Here is a 19,316-nt window from a genome sequence, read left to right as displayed (position 1 = left end):
GGCGCCGCCCATGGGGGGCGCCCCGACGCTGCGTGGTTGGATGGTCGGGTGACTGGTGACCTGATCCCCGGCGCTGCCGGCGCCGCGCCTGCCGCCGCTCCCGTGGACCCGGATCTGGTGGTCAGCCTCGACAGCGTCGGCGTACGCCGCTCCGGCACCGCCCTGCTGCAGGACCTGACCTGGCGGGTCGAGCTGGACGAGCGCTGGGTGGTGCTCGGCCCCAACGGCGCGGGCAAGACCACCCTGCTCAACCTGGCCGCCGGCCGGCTGCACCCCACCACCGGCGTCGCGCACGTGCTCGGTGAGCGGATCGGCCGCACCGACGTCAACGAGCTGCGTACCCGCATCGGGCTCTCCACCGCCGCGCTCGCCGAGCGGGTCCCCGCCGACGAGCAGGTCAGCGACGTGGTGGTGACCGCCGCCTGGTCGGTGGTCGGCCGCTGGCGGGAGAGCTACGACCGCGGTGACGAGGCGCGGGCGCGGGCGTTGCTCAGCCAGCTCGGTGTCGGCAACCTCGCCGAGCGCCGCTACGGCACGCTCTCCGAGGGCGAACGCAAGCGCGTCCAGATCGCCCGGGCACTGATGACCGACCCGGAGCTGCTGCTGCTCGACGAGCCCACCGCCGGGCTCGACCTGGGTGGCCGCGAGGACCTGGTCACCCGGCTGGCCGAGCTGGCGTACGACCCGGACGCCCCCGCCATGGTGCTCGTCACCCACCACGTGGAGGAGATCCCGCCCGGGTTCACCCACGCGCTGCTGCTGCGCGAGGGCGCCGTCGTCGCCCAGGGTCTGCTCGCCGAGACGGTGACCGGCGACAATCTTTCCAAGACCTTCGGTCTGCCGCTGGTGGTCGAGCGGTCCGGCGACCGCTACACCGCGCGCGCCGCCTGAGCGGGTGACCGTGTCGCAGACCCGGGTGGTGGTGGTCGGCAGCGCCAACATGGACCTGGTCGCGATGGCGCCGTCGCTGCCCCGGCCGGGCGAGACCATGCTCGGCACCGACTTCGTGATGGTGCCCGGTGGCAAGGGCGCCAACCAGGCCATCGCCGCGGTCCGGGCCGGCGCCTCCTGCGCCTTCCTCGGCGCGATCGGCTCCGACGCGTTCGGCGTGACGCTCCGGGCCCGGATCACGGCGGCCGGCGTGGACACCGGCCACCTTCGGGTGGTCTACGGCGCCTCCGGTGTGGCGCTCGTGATGGTCAACGCGCAGGGGGAGAACGCCATCCTGGTAACCCCCGGCGCGAACGACGCGCTGGTCGGCCTCACCGACGAGGAACTGGCGACGGTGCGCGGGGCGGACGTCCTGGTCGCCCAGCTGGAGATCCCGGTGCAGACGGTGACCGCCGCCGCGCTGGCCGCCCAGGCCGCCGGCACCCGGGTGATCCTCAACGCCGCACCGGCCCGGGACCTCCCACCGGAGCTGCTTCAGGCGGTGGACCTGCTGGTCGTCAACGAGGGCGAGGCGCAGGCGTTCACCGGTCGCGGCCGGGAGGAGCCCCGCGCGCTGCTTGACCTGGTGCCCCGCGCCGTGCTCACCCTCGGCGACGCGGGTGCCTGGTACGTCGATCGGGACGGCGCCGAGGTGCACGTGCCCGCCGTCGGAGTCGACGTGGTCGACTCCACGGCGGCCGGTGACGCGTTCACTGCCGCGCTGGCGGTCGGCTGGGGCGAGGGGCGGGACGTCGTCGACGCCGTGCGCTGGGCGGCGGCGGCCGGCGCGGCCTGCGTACGCAAGCTCGGCGCCTCGGTGGCCCTGCCGCACCGTGCCGAGATCGACGCGCTGTACGCGCCCGGCTGACCCGTCGTCGGGCACCGTGACGTCGGGGCGCCCGACCACGTCACGCCGGCCGGCCGGCGCCCGTGCGGAAGGCCCGCCGGTACGCCGACGGTGACGTCAGCATGATCCGTCCGAAGTGGTGGCGGAAGGTGACCGGGGTGTCGAAGCCCACCAACCCGGCGATCTGCTCGATCGGGGCTTCGGTCTCCTCCAGCAGCGCCAGACTGGCCCGGACCCGCTGGTCGATGAGCCACCGGATCGGACTGGTCCCGGTGGCTCGGGTGAAGTGCCGCAGATAGGTGCGCGGTGACATGTGTGCCCGCGCGGCGAGCCGGGCGACGCTCAACGGCTCGGTGAGGTGCGCGAGCGCCCAGTCGATGCTGGCGGCGATCCGGTCGTCGTCCGGGTCGGCGGTCACCGGCGCCTCGACGAACTGGGCCTGTCCGCCGTCGCGGTGCGGAGGGATCACCAACCGGCGGGCGACCGCGTTGGCGATCGCCGCCCCGTGGTCACGCCGCACCACGTGCACGCTGAGATCGAGGCCGGCGGCGCTGCCGGCGCTGGTGAGCAGGTCGCCGTCATCGAGGTAGAGCACGTCCGGGTCCACCTCGACGCGCGGGTACCGCCGTGCCAGCAGCTCCGCGTACCGCCAGTGGGTGGTGGCCCGCCGCCCGTCCAGCAGGCCGGCGCCGGCCAGCGCGAACGCGCCCGAGCAGATCGACATGATCCGGGCGCCGCGTGCGTGTGCCGTTCGCAGCGCCGCCACCAGGGCGGGCGACGGGTCGGCTGTCACGTCCGGCACGCCGGGCACGATCACCGTCCGCGCCGCCGCCAGCTCCGCCAGGCCGTACGGGGTGTGCAGGCTGACTCCGCCGACGACCGGGACCGGCCCGGGCTTCTCGGCGCAGATCACCAGGTCGTACCAGTCGACGTCGAACTCGGGGCGCGGCAGCCCGAACACCTCGGTGACGATGCCGGTCTCGAACACCGACATCCCCGGGTACGCGAGCACGGCGACGCGGTGAGCGGCCGGCCGTCGCGGCGTTGGCAGCGGGCGCGGGCGCGTCTCCACCGCACTGTTCGGCATGGCGGGATGTTAGCGCAGGACGTCGTTCCCGCCACTCGTTCCGGCCGCCCGGTGCGGCCACGATCAGTGTCATGACCTTTGCTCTCGCTGTCCCGCCGGCCGCTCCGGACGTCGCAGTCGCCCACTTTTCCGCCCGACTCAGCTTCCAGACCGATGTGAGTGACGTGCACGCCGACCTGGCGGCCCGTACCCCCGGGCTGGTGGTGGTCGACTCCCGGGGCGTGGCCGGCTGGGCGCAGGGGCACCTGCCGGGAGCGGTGCACCTGCCCACCGCCGAGATCGCCGCCCGGGCGCCCGACCTGATCCCCGCCGGCACGGCGGTGGTCACCTACTGCTGGGGGCCGGGCTGCAACGGCGCGACCCGGGCGGCGCTGGAGTTCGCCCGGCTCGGTGTTCCGGTCAAGGAGATGCTCGGTGGGTTCGAGTACTGGGTACGGGAGGGACTGCCGGTGGAGACGGAGACCGGGCTGACCCGACGTCCCGTCGACGAGCTGACCGCACCAAGGGGGACGATCACCTGCGACTGCTGACCCGGCCACCGACCAGCGGCCGGCGCGTGGGTCTCAGCCGGCAGGCTCGTCGCTGAGCTTCTCGCCGCGTCGCCGCAGCATGCCGAGACCGGGGATGCCCGCCACGGCGAGCTTGAGATCACGGGTGACGTCCAACAGGTCGTGCAGGTCGGGCCCGACCCGGTCCAGCGTCGCCAGGATCGGCAGGATGTCGGCGGTCAGGTGCTCCTTGAGCTTGGGCAACTCGTCGATCAGGTGGATCGCCGCGGTGATCTCCTCGTGGCTCAGCTCCTCGACGAACCGACCGGTCATCGGCGCGGCCCGCCGCAGCGCCGGCTCGTACGCCGCCAGCAGCTCCGCCGCCGTGGTCGCCGCCTGCGCGGCGGTGCCCACGGTGACCGCGGCGCTGCCGGCCACCGCCTCGGCCTCGGTGACCACAGTGCCGGCGAGGTGCGCGACCTTCTCGGCCTCGGTGACCACCACGGCGGCGGCCGTCGCCACCTCGCTGGCGGTGTCGATGGCGGTGGTCGCGGCGGCGCTGATCACCGCCACCTCGCGGACCGCCGCCTCGGCGTCGGTGAGCACCGCGTCGGTCCGGTCCAGGGTCGTCTCGATCCGGTCCACCACGCCGTTGATCCTGGCCAGCAGCGCTTCCACCCCGTCGAGCACCGCGAACGCGCGGGCGGGCACGGCGGCGAACGAGGCCGCCGAGCCGAGCGCCTGATCGAGGGCGGAGCGGGTCAGGCCGACCACGGCGCCTGGTGTGGGGAGGGGAATCGCCATGGGAACAAGTGTGCGTCGGCCCCGCCACAACCGCTCGCGGGCGATCACCGGTGCGGTCCGCGGCGGTAGGGTGCCGGCATGTCGGCCGCCTCGCCGCACCACCCTCCGAGCACCCGCGCGGCCGTCCTGCTCGCCGTGCTCGCGGCGGTGGCCGCCGCGCTCGGCACGGCGGTGCTGGTCCGCGCGGACGCCGGCCTCTCCGTGCGGCAGGTCACCGTCGACGGCGTGCCGATGACCGAGGTACGCGCCGGCCCGCCGACACCGGACGCGCGGCGGCCCGGCGTGGTGATCGCGCACGGGTTCGCCGGTTCGGGGCGGCTGATGCGCCCGATCGCCGACACCGTGGCCCGCCGAGGAGCGGTAGCCCTGCTGTTCGACTTCGCCGGGCACGGCGCCAACGCGGCCCGACTCGGCCCCGACATGTCACCCGCGACGCTCGCCGCCGACCTGGACGCCGCGGTCGCACATCTGCGCGCCCAGCCGGACGTGGACCCGGCCCAGATCGTGCTGGTGGGTCACTCGATGGGCGCGGGCGCGGTGACCCGGTACGCGGCCGCGCATCCGGAGATCGCCCGGACCGTGGCGATCTCACTGCCCGGCTCCGGCGAACTGCCGCCGGGTCGCCCGGCGGAGTTGTTGCTCATCGTCGGCGGCGCGGAGTTTCCCGCGTTCCGGCGCGCGGCCGACGACGCGGTGCGGCGCGGGGCGGCGGTCGGCCGGCGGCCAGCGGTGGTGGTGCCCGGGGTGGAGCACATCTCGGTGCTCTTCGCGCCCCGCACCCACGAGGAGATCGCCGACTGGCTGCCCAGCGTCGACGGGAGCGCGCCGCCCCGACCGCTGGTCCGGCTCGCCGGGGCGGCGCTGCTGGTGTTCGCGTTCGCCATCGGCGTCGTCCCGTTGGCTGCCCTGCTCCTGGGCCGGCGGGCCGGCGCAGGAGCGGCGTCGGTCGGCGGCGGGAAACCGCTGCGTGGTCTCGTCCTGCTCGGGCTGGCCGTCCTCGCGAGCGGTCTCGCGGCGTCGGCCGCCGCCGTCCTGCCGACCAACCGTCTCCCGCTCGCGGTCGGCGGATACGTCACGGGCTTCCTGCTGGTCAGCGGGTTGCTGGTGAGCGGCGGCCAACGCTGGCTGCCCGCCGCGACGCGAGCGCCCGGCGTGGCCGTGGACGAGACCGCTCGTCGTACGCCGGCACGGACCACAGTCGCCGCGCTGGCGCTGACGGCGTACGCCGTTCTCGCCGTGGGTCTGCCGATCCACCTCGGGCTGACCTCGGCGCTGCCCGTCGGCGCCCGCTGGTGGCTGCTCCCGGTGGTGCTGGGCGCGTGCCTGCTGTTCCTGCTGGGCGTCGAGCAGGTCGCGGCCGGCCGGACCTGGCGTCGTCTGCTTGTCGTCGCGGTCACCGTGCTCGTGCTGAGCACGTCGGCGGTGGTCGGCCTGGCACCCGGGTTCGTGCTGCTGGTGGTGCCGTTGTTCGCCGTGCTGCTCGGCTGGCACGTGCTGTGGGCGGCGGTGCTGCGCCGGTACGCGACCCCGCGCTGGCTGCCGGCGCTCGTGGGCGCCGCCCTGCTGGGCTGGCCGATCGCCACCACCCTGCCCCTGAGCTGACGGCTCCGCCGTCGAGTTGAGGCCCGGCCGGGGGTCTAGCGGCCGGCGCGGGCGACCCGCAGCGCCCACCAGATCAGTGGGACCTGCATCGGCACCCGGCCGTAGGCGACGGCCCGTTTCGACGGCCGCCGGTGCCGCCAGTCCACAGCCATCTTCACGTTGGCCGGCAGCACGGCGACGAACAGCGCGGCGGCGGCCCGACCGCCGGCTTGCCGGGTCGCGGGGTGCGCCACCGCCGCCGCCACCGCCAGCTCGGCGACCCCGCTGGCGTACGTCCAGAGCCGGGCCGGCCCGGGCAGCGCGCGCGGCACGATCGGGTCGTAGAAACCGGGGCGCAGCAGGTGGGTGACGCCGGCCGTGGCGAGCAGCCCGGCGAGCGCGACGGCCTCGCCACGTCGGGTGGTCATCGATGGTCCCCCTGCTGTTCGACGGCGCGCTGCACGGCCCGGTAGATCTGCCCGAACCGTAGCGCGTCCGGCGTGCGCAGCAGCATGTGCTCCTGACCGTGGTGCTGCACCCACAGCTCGTGCACGTGGCTGCCGCGCTCGTACGAGCGGTCCAGCCAGCCGAGGGGAATCTCCAGGAACGGGGCCAGCGCCAGCGCCCCCACCGCGCAGGCGGCCAGGATGATCAGCGCCAGTTGCCAGTTGCCCCGATCCTGTGCCGACCAGGCCAGCGAGACCACGCAGAGCAGCGCGACGAGGGGCGGCAGCGACAGCAGCAGGACCAGCACACCGCGACCCAGCACCCGGCCGCGTACGGCGAGGGTCTTCTGCCCTCGTTCGTGCCAGACGAACGTCACGTCGGGCAGGGCGATCACCTGACCGCCGGCCCGGATCGACTCGGAGGTCACCTGCACCGCGTCGTCCCGGTAATAGAGGGTCATCACTAAGCCTAACCACCGGCAGGCAACTCGCGCGCCTCGGCGGCGGCCGCGACAGTTCCGTCAGCGGTCGACGGAACTGCCCCAGATCGGCGAACGGCGAGAGGGCTAGCGGCGCGCGGTGGGCCGGGCGGCGGGCTGGGTGTGCTCCATCGCGCGCTGCACCGCCCGGTAGATCTGGCCGAAGCGCAGGGCGTCGCCGGTGTGCAGCAACCGCACCGGCTGCCCGCGCCAGCGGGCCCAGATCTCCATCTGCCGGCTGCCCCTGGCGTACGAGCGGTCCAGGTGTTCGAAGAGGAAGTCGGCGACCGGGCCGACGGCCAGCCCGACCAGCACCGAGGCGCCGACGATGGCGATGGTCACGGTGGGGGAGCGGTGCAGCCAGACGGCCAGGCCGATGCCGAGCACGGCCGCGACAAGTGGGCCGGCCAGCGCGGCGCCGAGCGCGCCTCGCCCGACCAGCACCCGCCAGGAGCGGCTGCCCCGGCGGTGCCAGACCATGGTGATCTCGGCCAGCGAGTAGCTGCGGCCGTCGACCTGGACGGCGGTGGAGGTGACCTGCACCGACCTGTCGTCGTAATACGTGATCATGGCTGGACTCCCGCCCGAGGGGCTGACACCACACTACTTACCCCAACGAGCCGGGTCGTAAGGTTGGCACGCGACTTCGACGAGGAAGTGAGGGCAGCGTGGGCGAGTTCGTTCGGCTGGAGACCACTGACGGCATCGGCACCATCCGGCTGGAGCGGCCGCCGATGAACGCGCTCAACACCCAGGTGCAGGAGGAGTTGCGCGCCGCCGCCACGGCGGCCACCGCCGACCCCGAGGTCCGCGCCGTCATCGTGTACGGCGGGGAGAAGGTCTTCGCCGCCGGGGCGGACATCAAGCAGATGGCCGACATGTCCTACGTGGACATGGCCGACCGGGCGACTGCCCTGTCCAGCGCGCTCGGCGCGATCGCCCGCATCCCCAAGCCGGTGGTCGCCGCGATCACCGGCTACGCCCTCGGCGGGGGCTGCGAGCTGGCGCTGGCCTGCGACTGGCGGGTCGTGGCCGAGGACGCCAAGCTCGGCCAGCCGGAGATCAGGCTCGGCATCATCCCCGGTGCGGGCGGCACCCAGCGGCTGGCCCGCCTGGTCGGGCCGGCGCGCGCGAAGGACCTGATCATGTCCGGGCGGATGGTGGACGCGCAGGAGGCGCTGCGGATCGGCCTGGCCGACCGGGTCGCCCCGGCTGCCGAGGTGTACGACGCGGCGGTCGCGCTCGTCACGCCGTACCTCAATGGGCCGGTGCAGGCGCTGCGCGCGGCGAAGCTGGCTGTCGACGGCGGCCTGGACATGGACCTGAACTCCGGCCTGGCCTGGGAGAGTCAGCTCTTCGCGGCGCTGTTCGCGACCGACGACCGGCGCGAGGGCATGGCGGCGTTCGTCGAGAAGCGCAAGCCGGACTTCACCGGCCGCTGACGATTAGCCGAGAACGGTTCACATTGTTCCTACCGGCCAGTAGCGTGGGGCCTCGGTCATGAGGAACGAAGGGGAGCGGCGAATGACGGAGCGGATCGAGGGTCACGGCGGAGAGCTGGCCCTCGCGGCACTACGCGCCCACGGCGTACGGGAGATGTTCACGCTGTCCGGCGGGCACGTCTTCCCGCTGTACGACGCCGCGCACAAGGCCGACTTCCCGATCTACGACGTCCGGCACGAGCAGTCCGCGGTCTTCGCCGCCGAGGCGGTGGCCAAGCTCCAGCGCCGTCCCGGCCTCGCCGTGCTCACCGCCGGGCCGGGAGTCACCAACGGCATCTCGGGCATGACCAGCGCCTTCTTCAACGCCTCCCCGGTGCTGGTGCTCGGTGGCCGGGCACCCGCGTTCCGCTGGGGATCGGGCAGCCTCCAGGAGATGGACCACCTGCCGCTGGTCGCCCCGGTCACCAAGCACGCCGAGACGGTGTTCAGCACCGACGACATCCCGCGCGCGGTGGGCGCCGCCCTGACCGCCGCGCTCACCCCGCACCGCGGCCCGGTCTTCCTCGACTTCCCGCTGGAGACGGTCTTCTCGGTCGCCGACGCCGACCTGCCCGCGCCGTCCGGCGTCGACGCCGTCGAGCCGGACCCGGACGAGGTCAGCCGGGCCGCGACGCTGATCGCCGGTGCGCAGCGGCCGGTCATCATCGCCGGTTCGGACGTGTACGCGGGCGACGCGGTGGCGGCCCTGCGCGAGGCCGCCGAGGCGTTGCAGGTGCCGGTCTTCACCAACGGCATGGGCCGCGGCTCCCTGCCCCCGGAGCACCCCCTCGCCTTCGCCAAGGCCCGCCGCGCCGCGCTCTCCGGCGCCGACGTCGTCGTGGTGGTCGGCACGCCGCTGGACTTCCGGCTCAGCTTCGGGGACTTCGGCGACGCCAAGGTGGTGCACATCGTCGACGCTCCCAGTCAGCGCGCCACGCACGTGCAGCCGGCCGTGGCCCCGGCCGGCGACCTGCGCCTGATCCTCTCCGCGCTGGCCGACCACGCCGGTGACCGGGCCGACCACACCGACTGGATCGCCGACCTGCGGGTTGCCGAGGACGCGGCGAAGGCCCGGGACGCCGCCGAGATGGCCGCCGAGACCGACCCGATCCGGCCGGCCCGCATCTACGGCGAGCTGCGCCGGGCGCTCGCCCCGGACGCGATCACCATCGGTGACGGCGGCGACTTCGTCTCGTACGCCGGTCGGTACCTGGAGCCGTCGCAGCCCGGCACCTGGCTGGACCCGGGCCCGTACGGCTGCCTGGGCACCGGCATGGGCTACGCGATGGGCGCCCGGGTCAGCCACCCGGACCGGCAGATCTGCGTGCTGATGGGCGACGGCGCGGCCGGCTTCTCGCTGATGGACGTCGAGTCGCTGGTCCGCCAGAAGCTGCCCGTGGTGATCGTCGTCGGCAACAACGGCATCTGGGGGCTGGAGAAGCACCCGATGAAGGCCATGTACGGCTACGACGTCGCCGCCGACCTCCAGCCCGAGCTGCGCTACGACACGGTGGTCAGCGCGCTCGGCGGCGCCGGGGAGACGGTCGCCAAGGCCGCCGACCTGGGCCCGGCCCTCAAGCGGGCGTTCGACGCCGGAGTGCCGTACCTGGTGAACGTGCTCACCGACCCGACCGACGCGTACCCCCGGTCGTCGAACCTGGCCTGAGTCGCACCCGCCGCCGCCGTCGCCCCTCGCGGGCGGCGGCGGCGCGGCGTCTTCCCGCAGCTAAATAGGCGGAATGTCAGCGTCGGTCGTCGTAACGTCAGCGCGGGATCGGCGGGATGTCAGCCCTGTCGCCCATGGTGGTGTCATCACCCGCAGACGACAGGAGTTGCGATGGACCACGCGATCCGCGCCGAGGGTCTGGTGCGGCGTTTCGGCGCCACCACCGCCCTCGCCGGAGTTGACCTGGCGGTCCCGACCGGGACGGTCTTCGGTCTGCTCGGGCCGAACGGCGCCGGCAAGACCACTGCGGTACGGGTGCTCGCCACCCTGCTGCGCGCCGACGAGGGACATGCCACCGTGGGCGGCTTCGACGTGGTCCGCGACGCCCACCGCGTGCGTCAGCTGATCGGCCTCACCGGCCAGTACGCCTCGGTCGACGAGACCCTGACCGGCGCGGAGAACCTGCTGCTGATCGGGCGGTTGCTCGGCCTGCGCCGGGCCGACGCCAAGCAGCGGGGCCGGCAACTGCTCGACGACTTCGGGCTGAGCGACGCCGCCGACCGGGCCGTGAAGACGTTCTCCGGCGGGATGCGGCGGCGACTGGACCTCGCCGCCAGCCTGGTCGGTAGGCCGCAGGTGCTGTTCCTCGACGAGCCGACCACCGGCCTGGACCCGCGCAGCCGCAACGACCTGTGGGACGTCGTCCGTACCTTGGTCGCGGACGGGGTGACGGTGCTGCTCACCACCCAGTATCTGGAGGAGGCCGACCAGCTCGCCGGCGAGATCGCCGTGGTCGACCACGGGCGGGTGATCGCCCAGGGGACGCCGGAGGAGCTGAAGGCGAAGACCGGCGGGCAGACCCTCACCGTGCGTCCGGTCGACCTCAGCGACCTGGGCACCGTGGTCGCCATCGCCGGCGAGGTGGCCGGCGTGACCCCCGAGGTCGCACAGACCGCGGTCACCGTCGCGGTGAACGACCCGCGCGTACTGCCCGTCATGGTGAGCCGCCTCGACGCGGCCGAGATCCCGGTCGCCGAGCTGGCGCTGCGCGGCGCGAGCCTGGACGAGGTCTTCCTCTCCCTCACCGGCCACCGGGCCGAGGACGCCCCGGCCGACACCGACCTGGAAAGGACCCCGGCATGACCTCCGTGACGCTCAGTCCCGCGCTCGCCCCGGCCCGGCGACTCGGAGTCGCCGCCGGGCTGCGGCACACCTTCACGCTGGCCTGGCGCAGCCTCGTGCAGATCAAACACAACCCGATGGAGCTGCTCGACCTCAGCATCCAGCCGGTGATGTTCGTGCTGCTGTTCACCTACGTCTTCGGCACGGCCATCGCCGGCTCGTCCGGCGAGTACCTCACCTTCATGCTGCCCGGCATCATGGTGCAGAACGCGCTCTTCGCCACGATGACGACGGGGTTCGGGCTGAACAACGACCTCACCAAGGGCGTCTTCGACCGGCTGCGGGCGCTGCCCATCGCCCGGTGGGCGCCGCTGGCCGGCCGGATCCTCGCCGACACCGTCAAGCAGGCGTGGTCGATCGCGCTGCTGCTCGGCGTCGGGTCGATCCTCGGCTTCCGGGTCGGCAACGGCGTGCTCGGCGTGGTGGGGGCGTTCGCGCTGCTGCTGGCGTTCACGCTGGCCGCGTCCTGGATCTCGGTGCTCGTCGGGGTGCTGGTGAGTGAACCGGACAAGGTGCAGATCTTCGGCTTCATGGTGATCTTCCCGCTGACCTTCACCAGCAACATCTTCGTCCCGACCGACCGGATGCCCGGCTGGTTGCAGAACTGGGTGGAGGTCAACCCGGTGACAGTGGTGGCCGACGCGCTGCGGGGCCTGCTGGTCGGTGGGCCGGTGGCCGGGCCGGTGCTCCAGACGCTGCTGTGGGGCGCCGGCATCGCGGTGATCTTCGCGCCGCTGGCCGTACGCGGCCTCAGGCGTCGGGTCTGAGGGGCGTACCGGCCGAGCTGGTGCTCACACCTCCGGCCGGTCACCCTCACGGGGCGGCTCACCGTCGCGGCGGCGCAGGTCGTCCTCACGCCGGCGCAGGTCCTCCTCCCAGCGGCGGAAGAGCTCCTGGTCCTGCTGGCGGGTGCGGTCCTGCACGGAGCGCAGGAACTCCGGGTCGTCGTCGGGAGCGAGCGGGCGGCGCGGCTGCCGGTCGGTGGAGCCGTTGCCGGAGCGCCACGCCGTGCGGGTCGCGGCGCCGGGCTCCCGGCCGGCGATGAACCAGGCGATCGACCCGACCAGGGGGAAGAACAGGATGATCAGCACCCAGGCGATCCGGGGAAGGGCGCGGATCTGGCCCTCCTCGGCGGAGAGGCAACTGATCAGCGCGCAGACGGCGAGGACAATCTGCGCCAGGAAGAGGAGAACGTACAGCCGGGCCATGCACCCATCATGGCGCACCGCGTCCCGTCACCACAGTCCGCGAACCGTCACCAGCACGCCGAGCAGTGCGAGCCCGACGGTGCCCAGCGCGACCAGCGGCAACGTCCGGCCGCCGGTGCGGGCGGCCCCGGTGCCGGTGCCGCGGGGCCAGCAGAGCACGAGCACGCCGCCCCAGAACAGGACGGCCGCACCGGCGACCACCGCTCCGAACGGGCCGCCGTTGGACGCCAACCGGACGGCGAGCGCGGTCACCACGGTCAGCGTCAGCAGGGTGCGTCGCCAGGCCAGCCGGGTCCGCTCCGGTTGCAGCCCGGGATCGCGTCCGGCGCTCACCGTCCGCCGATCGCGCGCGCCAGCACCGCGATGACCAGCAGCACCGCGCCGGCGCCCACGGCGAGGGCGAGGACGGCGGGGAAGCGGGAGGCGGGCAGCTCCTGACCGAGCCGGATGGCCCGTTCGGTACGCGCCCAGTGGTCCACCGCGCGGATCGCGACGGCGCCGCCGAGCAGCAGCAGCGCGACAGCGATGACCTCCCGCAGGTGGCTCATCGGCAGCTGCGGCAGGAACTGCGCGGCGGCCAGCCCGCCACCGACCAGCGCCAGGCTGGTGCGCAGCCAGGCCAGGAAGGTCCGCTCGTTGGCCAGCGAGAACCGGTAGTCGGGCGTCTCACCGACGGCCCGCGCCTCGGCCGGGTCGAACCACCGCCTGATCACCTCCCACATGCTGGGAGATTATCCGCTTCCCCCGGGTCTTAGCCTGAGCAGGTGACGGATCTTGATGTGACCACGCTGCGCACCGCCTACGACAACCAGCTCCGCCCGGAGATCCCCGACCCGGTTCCGGCCGGGGTGACGGTGGAGCGGGACGGGCCGCTGGTCCGGATCATCGGGCTCGACGCCGGGGGGTTCCTCACCTACCGCGACCTGGGCGGGTTGACCGGCGACGCGCTGGACGAGCTGATCGCCCGGCAGGTGGCGCTGTTCCGCGAGCGCGGCCAGTCGGTCGAGTGGAAGCTCAACGGGCACGACGAACCGGCGGACCTGGCGGATCGGCTGCGCGCCGCCGGCTTCGTGCCGGAGGACCGGGAGACCGTCGTGGTCGGGCCGGTCGCGCCGCTGGCCGCCGCGCTGCCCGTCGTCCCCGAGGGGGTACGCCTTCGTGAGGTGAGCGCCCGCGTCGACCTGGAGCGGATCGCCGCCATGGAGGAGGAGGTCTGGCAGGAGGACCGCTCGCACCTCGTGTGGGGTCTGGCCAAGGAGATCGACGCCGACCCGCACTCGATCACCGTGGTGGTGGCGGAGGTGGACGACACGGTGGTCAGCGCCGGCTGGGTGCGCTTCCCGGCGAACACCGGCTTCGCCACCCTGTGGGGTGGCTCGACCCTGGCGCAGTGGCGGCACCGGGGCATCTACCGGGCGCTGGTCACCTACCGGGCCCGGCTGGCCGACCAGCGGGGCCGGACGCTGCTGCAGGTCGACTGTTCCGAGGACAGCCGACCGATCCTGGAGCGACTCGGCCTCGTCCCGGTCACCACCACCACCCCGTACGTCTACACTCCGTGATCATGGAACAGCGGTTGACGGACGAGGAGCGCCTGACCCTCAAGACGGGTGCCTTCGGCGCGGTCTTCCTGGTCTCGAACGCCGATCCGGGGATGCTGGGCGTGATCCGGGAGAGCGTCGCCGCCTCCGGCGCGTTGGCCGACGCCAGTGGGGTGGTCAAGGAGGCGCTGACCACCGGTCCGCTGCCCCGGCTGCCCCGGGACTCCCAGCTGGAGATCGAGTCGGTGGTGTTGCCGGCGCTCGGCCGGGCGGTGCGGATCCTGCGGGAGAAGTCGCCGGCCGACGTCGAGGCGTACCGCTCGGTGGTGTTGACCGCGGCGGACCGGGTGGCCCGCGCGCACGACGGGGTGGCCCCGGCGGAGGCCGCCGCCATCGACCAGATCCGGGGTGCGCTGGCCGAGCCAGCCTGACCGCACGAGGTGCCGGTGAGCTGTGTCACTCTGAGTGCCCGGTGGTCGCAACCTACTGGCAGGTAACATTGCGCCGTGGGCAACTGCACAGCAGCCCGCGGTTGACCTGGCGTCGACCGACGCGCGAGGCTGCGGCCCAACCGGGCGAGCCAATCGCAACACCACACAGGAGGGTCGTCGAAGCGCGATGAATATCGTCGTACTCGTCAAGCAGGTGCCTGATTCGGGCGCGGACCGCAACCTGCGCAATGACGACAACACCGTCGACCGCGGTTCGGCGAACAACGTGATCAACGAGATGGACGAGTACGCCATCGAGGAGGCGCTGAAGATCAAGGAGGCGCACGGTGGCGAGGTCACCATCCTGACGATGGGTCCGGACCGGGCGACCGAGTCGATCCGTAAGGCGCTCTCCATGGGCCCGGACAAGGCCGTGCACGTCGTGGACGACGCCCTGCACGGTTCCTGCGCCGTGGCCACCTCGAAGGTGCTCGCCGCCGCCCTCGGTCAGCTCAACGCCGACCTGGTGATCTGCGGCGCCGAGTCCACCGACGGCCGGGTCCAGGTCATGCCGCACATGATCGCCGAGCGGCTCGGCGTCGCGGCGCTCACCGGCGCCCGCAAGCTCACCGTCGACGGCGCCACGCTGACCGTCGAGCGGCAGACCGAGGAGGGCTACGAGGTCGTCACCGCCTCCACCCCGGCCGTGGTCTCCGTGTGGGACACCATCAACGAGCCGCGCTACCCCTCGTTCAAGGGCATCATGGCGGCCAAGAAGAAGCCGGTGCAGACGTTCTCCCTGGCCGACCTCGGCGTCGCGCCGACCGAGGTGGGCTTCGACGGTGCGACAAGCGCCGTCGTCGAGCACACCAAGCGCCCGCCGCGCTCCGGCGGCGCCAAGATCACCGATGAGGGCGAGGGCGGCGTCAAGCTGGTCGAGTTCCTCGCCACCGAGAAGTTCGTGTGAGAGGGGGGTTCTGACATGTCTGAGGTTCTCGTCGTCGTCGAAGCCACCAAGGAATTCGGCGTCAAGAAGGTCACCCTGGAGATGCTCACCCTCGCGCGTGAGCTGGGCACTCCGAGCGCCGTGGTGCTCGGTGGCGCCGGCGCGGCCGAGGCGCTGAGCGCCAAGCTGGGCGAGTACGGCGCGGAGAAGATCTACGCCGCCGAGGGTGACGAGATCGACGGCTACCTGGTGGCCCCCAAGGCGACCGTGCTGGCCGAGCTGGTCAACCGGGTGCAGCCGGCCGCCGTGCTGCTGGCCTCGGCCCAGGAGGGCAAGGAGATCGCCGCCCGCCTCGCCGTCAAGCTGGACAACGGCATCCTGACCGACGTGGTCGGCCTGGCCGCCGACGGCACCGCCACCCAGGTCGCCTTCGCCGGCTCCACCATCGTCAAGTCCAAGGTCACCAAGGGTCTGCCGCTGGTCACCGTCCGGCCCAACTCGGTCACCCCGGCCCCGGCCGCCGCGAGCCCGGCGATCGAGCAGCTGACCGTGTCGGTCACCGACACCGACAAGCTGGCCAAGGTCGTCGAGCGGGTCGCCGAGCAGAAGGGCTCCCGCCCCGAGCTGACCGAGGCCGGCGTCGTCGTCTCCGGTGGCCGGGGTGTCGGCAACGCCGACAACTTCAAGCTGGTCGAGGAGCTGGCCGACCTGCTCGGCGGCGCCGTCGGCGCGTCCCGTGCGGCTGTCGACTCCGGCTTCTACCCGCACCAGTTCCAGGTGGGTCAGACCGGCAAGACGGTCTCTCCGCAGCTCTACGTCGCGCTCGGCATCTCCGGCGCCATCCAGCACCGGGCCGGCATGCAGACCTCGAAGACGATCGTCGCCGTCAACAAGGACGGCGAGGCACCGATCTTCGAGTTGGCCGACTTCGGCGTGGTGGGCGACCTGTTCAAGATCGTCCCGCAGGCCGCCGAGGAGATCCGCAAGCGTAAGTGACAGTGCAGGAACCGAAAAGTGGCCGCCCGTCGCCGGGCGGCCACTTTTTCGTGGGGAGCTGATCAGCGGGCCGGGGAGCTGAGCCGGCCCGCTGATCAGCCCGTCAGGGTGCCTCTCAACAGGCTGTCGCCGGAGTGGCGGGTGTTGTTGTCGTACTTCTCAGCGGAGACGTCGACCACCGAGTAGCTCTTGAGGTCGACATTCGGAGGCAGGGGCAGCAGAGCGTCCGAGTCGACACCGAGGGTGCCGATCGAGAACATCTCCATGTTCGTCGGGTTGATGAGCCAGACCTCGTAGTACCCCGGCACGCGCGGGAGATTCGCCACATGCAGATGCAGTTGGCCGCTCTGCAGAACCCGCGCGTCACCCTGGGCGGACTTCGGCGTCGAACCGAAGGCCGCCAGGGGCGCGCTGGCCAGTACCGCGGGCGTCGGAGCGGGCGCCGGATCGTCCGGGCGCAGCACCGAGACGGTGCCCACCACGCCGACCGCCGCCGCCGCGACGGCGGTCACCGCGGTGGCCGCCCAGCGCGACCAACCGGCACGCCGACGCGACCGTGACCGGCCGCCCCGTCCGGGGCCCGCGACATCCGGCGCCGCAGGCGCGGTCGGCGAGCCACCCGGCCGCTGCCCGATCGTCGCCTGCTCGGCGGCCTGCTGCCGGCGGGCCTCGGTCAGCGACGGTACGGCCTCGGCCGCCCTGATCTCGGCGGCGATGCCCCGCCAGATGTGCTCCGGCGGGTCGGGCAGGTCACCGAGACCCTGCGTCTCCACGCCGAGCCCGGCCACCTGCCGCAGAGCCGTCAGCTCCGCGCGGCAGTGCGCGCAGGTGTCGAGGTGGGTGCTCTCCCCGTTGTCCGCGTCGCTCTCACCGAGCGCCAGAAAAACCAGCCGCTCGTGCTCCAGGTGCTGCACCGTCCACCTCCCATCTGCGTTTCAAGCTCGCCATGCCGCGCCGGATGTGACTCTTCACTGTGCCCAGCGGCACCCCGGTCACCGTGGCTATCTGCTGGTGTGTCAGGTCGTCGTAGAAGGCCAGCTCCAGCATGCGTCGCTGGTCGTCGGGCAGGCGTGCCAGCTCGTCCGCGATGACCAGCCGGTCCACCACCCGGTCCGGGTCCGGTGTCGACTGCGCCGGCTCGGGCAACTGCCGGACCGTCTCCACCACGCGGGTCTCCCGCGCCGTGGCCCGCATCCGGTCGATCACCTTGCGCCGGCCGATGCCGAGCAGCCAGCCGATCAACGACCCCTTGGCCGGATCGTAGGTGTCCCTTCCCAGCCAGGCGGCCACGAACGTCGCCTGCGTCACATCCTCGGCGTCGGCGCGGTTGGCCAGCATGGAGGTGGCCAGGTGGAGGACGGCACGGCCGTAGCGGTCGTACGCCTCGCGCAGCGCCACCTCGTCGCCGGACCGAAACCGGGGCGCGAGGTCGTCCACCGGTGGGTCCGGTTGTTGTGGTAGCGCCGTCATCAGGCGTCCCGCCTTCGATGGGGCATACCCGACTGTAGCTGCCACAGTCCCCGCCCCACTTTCCCGGTCGATGTCATCTCACCAGCTCTTCGTCCGTCGGACCCGATCCGGATGCGGTGGTGGCCGGAAAAAGAAATCGCGTCGAGGGCGCATCCAGCCGTCGCGGAGCCGGCGTAACCCGTTCTGCAAGCCAGGCCTGACGAATCAGCACCAATCACCAGGAGGCAGACATGCAGCTCTCGTACTTCCGTCGGGTCGCCGCGGGCGGCGCCGTCGCCGCGTTGGCCTTCGCCGGCGTCGCCGCGTTCACCGCCAGCCCCGCGTACGCCGCCACCTCGAAGGTCTCCGTCGTGCACGGCATCCCGGACACCCCTGTCGACGTCTACGTCAACGGCAAGAAGACGCTCAACAACTTCAAGCCCGGTGACGTGGCCGGCCCGCTGAACCTGGCCGAGGGCGAGTACGACATCGCCCTCACCAAGCCGGGCGAGCCGGTCGGCAGCGCGATCCTCAAGGTCGACAACGCCGAGGTGCCGGGTGGGGCGAACATCAGCCTCGCCGCCCACCTCGACGCCGCCGGCAAGCCGAAGATCACGCCGTTCGTGAACGACGTCTCGAAGGTCGACGCCGGTAAGGCCCGGCTGATCGTCCGGCACACCGCCGCCGCCCCGGCGGTCGACGTGCGTGCCGGTGGCACCCCGGTCTTCAAGGGCCTGACCAACCCGAAGGAGGCCAAGGCCGACGTCGACGCCGGCACGGTGAAGGCGGACGTGGTGCTGGCCGGCACCGACACCGTGGCCATCGGCCCGGCGGACCTCAACCTCAAGGAGGGCACTGCCACGATCGTCTACGCGATCGGCTCGGCCGAGGACAAGAACCTCGACGTGGTGGCCCAGACGATCACCGGCCTGCACTCCGCCCCGGGCGGCGTGCCGAGCGGTGACGGTGGCCAGGCGGGCACCGGCGTGCAGACCTGGTGGTACGCGCTGGCCGGTGCCGGCGTACTCCTGCTGCTCGGTGGTGGGGTGCGGATGGCGACCGCGCGGACCGGTCGCAAGTGACGGTGCGCAACCGCGGCGCGCTGGCGGCCCTGGCCGCCGGCGTTGCCGCGCTCACCGTCGCCACCCTGGTGGCGTGCAACTCCCAGCCGGCCGGGAACGTCGGCGCCGAGGAGGCGAGCACGCTTGCCGCCAGCGCGACCCCCTCGGCCGCCGACGCCGACCCGTCGGTGCCGGTGGCCGCCGGTGAGCTGCCGGCCGGCGCCGGGATCGTCCCTCCGGTCCGGCTGGTGATCCCCGGGATCGACGTCACGGCCACTGTCAACGCGGTAGGCATCAACGAGCGGACCAACGAGTTCGAGGTGCCGCCCAGCGTCGATCAGATCGGCTGGTACCGCTACGGCCCCGGCCTGGAGGCGGACGCCGGTTCGGTGGTCATCGCCGGTCACGTGGACAGCGCCAAGCAGGGCAAGGGGGCGTTCTTCCGGCTGCGCGAGCTGGACCAGGGCGACACCCTGACCGCGACCGGCAGCGACGGCAAGGCGCGCGAGTACCGGGTCGTCGCCCGGGAGGAGTACGCCAAGACCAAGATCCCGCTGGAGCGGTACTTCGCCCGCGACGGCAAGCCGCGACTGACGCTGATCACCTGCGGCGGGCCGTTCGACGCCAAGGCCCGCAAGTACCGCGACAACATCGTCGTCACGGCGGTGCCCGCCTGACCGGGCGGTCGCGACG

Annotated in this window: 24 protein-coding genes; 14 read left to right on the top strand and 10 right to left on the bottom strand. The window is 72.9% G+C overall.

Annotated elements, in window-relative coordinates:
• The first annotated feature begins 48 nt into the window (after nucleotides 1-48).
• Nucleotides 49-891, top strand: coding sequence for an ABC transporter ATP-binding protein (locus tag AB0B39_RS00910; protein ID WP_234581363.1), 843 nt, complete (start codon nucleotides 49-51; stop codon nucleotides 889-891).
• Nucleotides 892-901: 10 nt separating this feature from the next.
• Nucleotides 902-1,798 carry a ribokinase gene (locus AB0B39_RS00905; protein WP_357573758.1) on the top strand — a complete coding sequence of 299 codons (897 nt, stop codon included), beginning with the start codon at nucleotides 902-904 and terminating at the stop codon, nucleotides 1,796-1,798.
• 40 nt (nucleotides 1,799-1,838) lie between these two features.
• On the opposite strand, the gene ftrA is transcribed toward AB0B39_RS00905, so the two are convergent.
• The gene (gene ftrA, locus AB0B39_RS00900; protein ID WP_357573162.1) at nucleotides 1,839-2,864 is read right to left on the bottom strand and encodes a transcriptional regulator FtrA; all 1,026 of its coding nucleotides are present in this window, start codon (nucleotides 2,862-2,864) and stop codon (nucleotides 1,839-1,841) included.
• A 71-nt stretch (nucleotides 2,865-2,935) separates the two neighbouring features.
• Between ftrA and AB0B39_RS00895 the strand changes: the two genes are divergently transcribed.
• Nucleotides 2,936-3,394, top strand: coding sequence for a rhodanese-like domain-containing protein (locus AB0B39_RS00895; protein WP_357573161.1), 459 nt, complete (start codon nucleotides 2,936-2,938; stop codon nucleotides 3,392-3,394).
• A gap of 33 nt (nucleotides 3,395-3,427) precedes the next feature.
• Here AB0B39_RS00895 and AB0B39_RS00890 read toward each other — a convergent pair whose 3' ends face one another.
• Nucleotides 3,428-4,156 (bottom strand): hypothetical protein, encoded by a 729-nt coding sequence (locus AB0B39_RS00890; protein ID WP_234581361.1) that lies wholly within the window; start codon nucleotides 4,154-4,156, stop codon nucleotides 3,428-3,430.
• A gap of 78 nt (nucleotides 4,157-4,234) precedes the next feature.
• On the opposite strand from AB0B39_RS00890, the gene AB0B39_RS00885 reads away from it, so the two are divergent.
• A complete protein-coding gene (locus AB0B39_RS00885; protein ID WP_357573160.1) occupies nucleotides 4,235-5,758 on the top strand; it encodes an alpha/beta fold hydrolase in 1,524 nt (507 codons plus the stop codon).
• Between the two features lie 35 nt (nucleotides 5,759-5,793).
• Here AB0B39_RS00885 and AB0B39_RS00880 read toward each other — a convergent pair whose 3' ends face one another.
• The 3 genes from AB0B39_RS00880 to AB0B39_RS00870 form a co-directional block, all read right to left on the bottom strand.
• Nucleotides 5,794-6,165 (bottom strand): hypothetical protein, encoded by a 372-nt coding sequence (locus AB0B39_RS00880; RefSeq protein ID WP_357494123.1) that lies wholly within the window; start codon nucleotides 6,163-6,165, stop codon nucleotides 5,794-5,796.
• The gene (locus AB0B39_RS00875; protein ID WP_357573159.1) at nucleotides 6,162-6,644 is read right to left on the bottom strand and encodes a DUF6232 family protein; all 483 of its coding nucleotides are present in this window, start codon (nucleotides 6,642-6,644) and stop codon (nucleotides 6,162-6,164) included. The genes AB0B39_RS00880 and AB0B39_RS00875 overlap by 4 nt, the downstream gene beginning before the upstream one ends.
• A gap of 105 nt (nucleotides 6,645-6,749) precedes the next feature.
• Nucleotides 6,750-7,232: a DUF6232 family protein gene (locus AB0B39_RS00870; protein ID WP_234581352.1), complete on the bottom strand. Its 483-nt coding sequence runs from the start codon at nucleotides 7,230-7,232 to the stop codon at nucleotides 6,750-6,752.
• Nucleotides 7,233-7,330: 98 nt separating this feature from the next.
• Here AB0B39_RS00870 and AB0B39_RS00865 point away from each other — a divergent pair, with 98 nt between their 5' ends.
• The 4 genes from AB0B39_RS00865 (at nucleotide 7,331) to AB0B39_RS00850 (ending at nucleotide 11,758) form a co-directional block, all read left to right on the top strand.
• Nucleotides 7,331-8,104 (top strand): enoyl-CoA hydratase-related protein, encoded by a 774-nt coding sequence (locus AB0B39_RS00865; RefSeq protein WP_357573158.1) that lies wholly within the window; start codon nucleotides 7,331-7,333, stop codon nucleotides 8,102-8,104.
• Nucleotides 8,105-8,186: 82 nt separating this feature from the next.
• Nucleotides 8,187-9,809, top strand: a complete 1,623-nt coding sequence (locus AB0B39_RS00860) for an acetolactate synthase (RefSeq protein WP_357573157.1) — start codon at nucleotides 8,187-8,189, stop codon at nucleotides 9,807-9,809.
• 171 nt (nucleotides 9,810-9,980) lie between these two features.
• Entirely contained in the window at nucleotides 9,981-10,952 is a 972-nt protein-coding gene (locus AB0B39_RS00855; protein ID WP_357494131.1) for an ATP-binding cassette domain-containing protein, read from the top strand.
• Complete coding sequence (locus AB0B39_RS00850) at nucleotides 10,949-11,758, top strand: ABC transporter permease (RefSeq protein WP_357494133.1); 810 nt, start codon at nucleotides 10,949-10,951, stop codon at nucleotides 11,756-11,758. Before AB0B39_RS00855 ends, AB0B39_RS00850 begins: the two co-directional genes overlap by 4 nt.
• Nucleotides 11,759-11,782: 24 nt before the next feature.
• On the opposite strand, the gene AB0B39_RS00845 is transcribed toward AB0B39_RS00850, so the two are convergent.
• From AB0B39_RS00845 to AB0B39_RS00835, 3 genes are read right to left on the bottom strand one after another with little or no spacing between them, the layout of a single operon-like run.
• Nucleotides 11,783-12,199, bottom strand: a complete 417-nt coding sequence (locus AB0B39_RS00845; RefSeq protein WP_357573156.1) for a PLD nuclease N-terminal domain-containing protein — start codon at nucleotides 12,197-12,199, stop codon at nucleotides 11,783-11,785.
• Between the two features lie 27 nt (nucleotides 12,200-12,226).
• Nucleotides 12,227-12,532 carry a DUF202 domain-containing protein gene (locus AB0B39_RS00840; protein ID WP_357494137.1) on the bottom strand — a complete coding sequence of 102 codons (306 nt, stop codon included), beginning with the start codon at nucleotides 12,530-12,532 and terminating at the stop codon, nucleotides 12,227-12,229.
• Entirely contained in the window at nucleotides 12,529-12,921 is a 393-nt protein-coding gene (locus tag AB0B39_RS00835) for a DUF202 domain-containing protein (protein WP_354855211.1), read from the bottom strand. Before AB0B39_RS00835 ends, AB0B39_RS00840 begins: the two co-directional genes overlap by 4 nt.
• Nucleotides 12,922-12,963: 42 nt before the next feature.
• Between AB0B39_RS00835 and AB0B39_RS00830 the strand changes: the two genes are divergently transcribed.
• The 4 genes from AB0B39_RS00830 to AB0B39_RS00815 all read left to right on the top strand — a co-directional run bounded on the left by AB0B39_RS00830 (nucleotide 12,964) and on the right by AB0B39_RS00815 (nucleotide 16,113).
• A complete protein-coding gene (locus tag AB0B39_RS00830; protein WP_234581340.1) occupies nucleotides 12,964-13,761 on the top strand; it encodes a GNAT family N-acetyltransferase in 798 nt (265 codons plus the stop codon).
• Nucleotides 13,758-14,171, top strand: a complete 414-nt coding sequence (locus AB0B39_RS00825; RefSeq protein ID WP_354855213.1) for a hypothetical protein — start codon at nucleotides 13,758-13,760, stop codon at nucleotides 14,169-14,171. Before AB0B39_RS00830 ends, AB0B39_RS00825 begins: the two co-directional genes overlap by 4 nt.
• A 187-nt stretch (nucleotides 14,172-14,358) precedes the next feature.
• Nucleotides 14,359-15,138 (top strand): electron transfer flavoprotein subunit beta/FixA family protein, encoded by a 780-nt coding sequence (locus tag AB0B39_RS00820; RefSeq protein ID WP_344357351.1) that lies wholly within the window; start codon nucleotides 14,359-14,361, stop codon nucleotides 15,136-15,138.
• A gap of 15 nt (nucleotides 15,139-15,153) precedes the next feature.
• Complete coding sequence (locus AB0B39_RS00815) at nucleotides 15,154-16,113, top strand: electron transfer flavoprotein subunit alpha/FixB family protein (RefSeq protein ID WP_234581336.1); 960 nt, start codon at nucleotides 15,154-15,156, stop codon at nucleotides 16,111-16,113.
• 95 nt (nucleotides 16,114-16,208) lie between these two features.
• Here AB0B39_RS00815 and AB0B39_RS00810 read toward each other — a convergent pair whose 3' ends face one another.
• The gene (locus tag AB0B39_RS00810; RefSeq protein WP_357494142.1) at nucleotides 16,209-17,027 is read right to left on the bottom strand and encodes an anti-sigma factor; all 819 of its coding nucleotides are present in this window, start codon (nucleotides 17,025-17,027) and stop codon (nucleotides 16,209-16,211) included.
• Complete coding sequence (locus tag AB0B39_RS00805) at nucleotides 16,981-17,583, bottom strand: sigma-70 family RNA polymerase sigma factor (protein ID WP_357573155.1); 603 nt, start codon at nucleotides 17,581-17,583, stop codon at nucleotides 16,981-16,983. Before AB0B39_RS00805 ends, AB0B39_RS00810 begins: the two co-directional genes overlap by 47 nt.
• Nucleotides 17,584-17,813: 230 nt before the next feature.
• Between AB0B39_RS00805 and AB0B39_RS00800 the strand changes: the two genes are divergently transcribed.
• Together AB0B39_RS00800 and AB0B39_RS00795 are read left to right on the top strand one after the other, a co-directional pair.
• Complete coding sequence (locus AB0B39_RS00800) at nucleotides 17,814-18,644, top strand: DUF4397 domain-containing protein (protein WP_357494144.1); 831 nt, start codon at nucleotides 17,814-17,816, stop codon at nucleotides 18,642-18,644.
• Nucleotides 18,641-19,300: a class F sortase gene (locus AB0B39_RS00795; RefSeq protein ID WP_357573154.1), complete on the top strand. Its 660-nt coding sequence runs from the start codon at nucleotides 18,641-18,643 to the stop codon at nucleotides 19,298-19,300. The genes AB0B39_RS00800 and AB0B39_RS00795 overlap by 4 nt, the downstream gene beginning before the upstream one ends.
• Nucleotides 19,301-19,316 lie beyond the last annotated feature (16 nt).

Origin of the sequence: Micromonospora sp. NPDC049114, assembly GCF_040648635.1 — a bacterium.
Taxonomy (GTDB): Bacteria; Actinomycetota; Actinomycetes; order Mycobacteriales; family Micromonosporaceae; genus Micromonospora.
Note: the sequence above shows the minus strand (reverse complement) of the source record. Positions and strands in the feature narration are given on the sequence as shown.

Excerpts from the sequence above, each read along its gene's own strand:
- AB0B39_RS00890 (WP_234581361.1), bottom strand. The coding sequence starts at position 4,156 with ATGGCGATTCCCCTCCCCACACCAGGCGCCGTGGTCGGCCTGACCCGC.
- AB0B39_RS00885 (WP_357573160.1), top strand. The coding sequence starts at position 4,235 with ATGTCGGCCGCCTCGCCGCACCACCCTCCGAGCACCCGCGCGGCCGTC.
- AB0B39_RS00800 (WP_357494144.1), top strand. The coding sequence starts at position 17,814 with ATGCAGCTCTCGTACTTCCGTCGGGTCGCCGCGGGCGGCGCCGTCGCC.
- AB0B39_RS00880 (WP_357494123.1), bottom strand. The coding sequence starts at position 6,165 with ATGACCACCCGACGTGGCGAGGCCGTCGCGCTCGCCGGGCTGCTCGCC.
- AB0B39_RS00895 (WP_357573161.1), top strand. The coding sequence starts at position 2,936 with ATGACCTTTGCTCTCGCTGTCCCGCCGGCCGCTCCGGACGTCGCAGTC.
- AB0B39_RS00850 (WP_357494133.1), top strand. The coding sequence starts at position 10,949 with ATGACCTCCGTGACGCTCAGTCCCGCGCTCGCCCCGGCCCGGCGACTC.
- AB0B39_RS00805 (WP_357573155.1), bottom strand. The coding sequence starts at position 17,583 with ATGACGGCGCTACCACAACAACCGGACCCACCGGTGGACGACCTCGCG.
- AB0B39_RS00870 (WP_234581352.1), bottom strand. The coding sequence starts at position 7,232 with ATGATCACGTATTACGACGACAGGTCGGTGCAGGTCACCTCCACCGCC.
- AB0B39_RS00860 (WP_357573157.1), top strand. The coding sequence starts at position 8,187 with ATGACGGAGCGGATCGAGGGTCACGGCGGAGAGCTGGCCCTCGCGGCA.
- AB0B39_RS00820 (WP_344357351.1), top strand. The coding sequence starts at position 14,359 with ATGAATATCGTCGTACTCGTCAAGCAGGTGCCTGATTCGGGCGCGGAC.
- AB0B39_RS00855 (WP_357494131.1), top strand. The coding sequence starts at position 9,981 with ATGGACCACGCGATCCGCGCCGAGGGTCTGGTGCGGCGTTTCGGCGCC.
- AB0B39_RS00845 (WP_357573156.1), bottom strand. The coding sequence starts at position 12,199 with ATGGCCCGGCTGTACGTTCTCCTCTTCCTGGCGCAGATTGTCCTCGCC.
- AB0B39_RS00875 (WP_357573159.1), bottom strand. The coding sequence starts at position 6,644 with ATGACCCTCTATTACCGGGACGACGCGGTGCAGGTGACCTCCGAGTCG.
- ftrA (WP_357573162.1), bottom strand. The coding sequence starts at position 2,864 with ATGCCGAACAGTGCGGTGGAGACGCGCCCGCGCCCGCTGCCAACGCCG.
- AB0B39_RS00815 (WP_234581336.1), top strand. The coding sequence starts at position 15,154 with ATGTCTGAGGTTCTCGTCGTCGTCGAAGCCACCAAGGAATTCGGCGTC.
- AB0B39_RS00835 (WP_354855211.1), bottom strand. The coding sequence starts at position 12,921 with ATGTGGGAGGTGATCAGGCGGTGGTTCGACCCGGCCGAGGCGCGGGCC.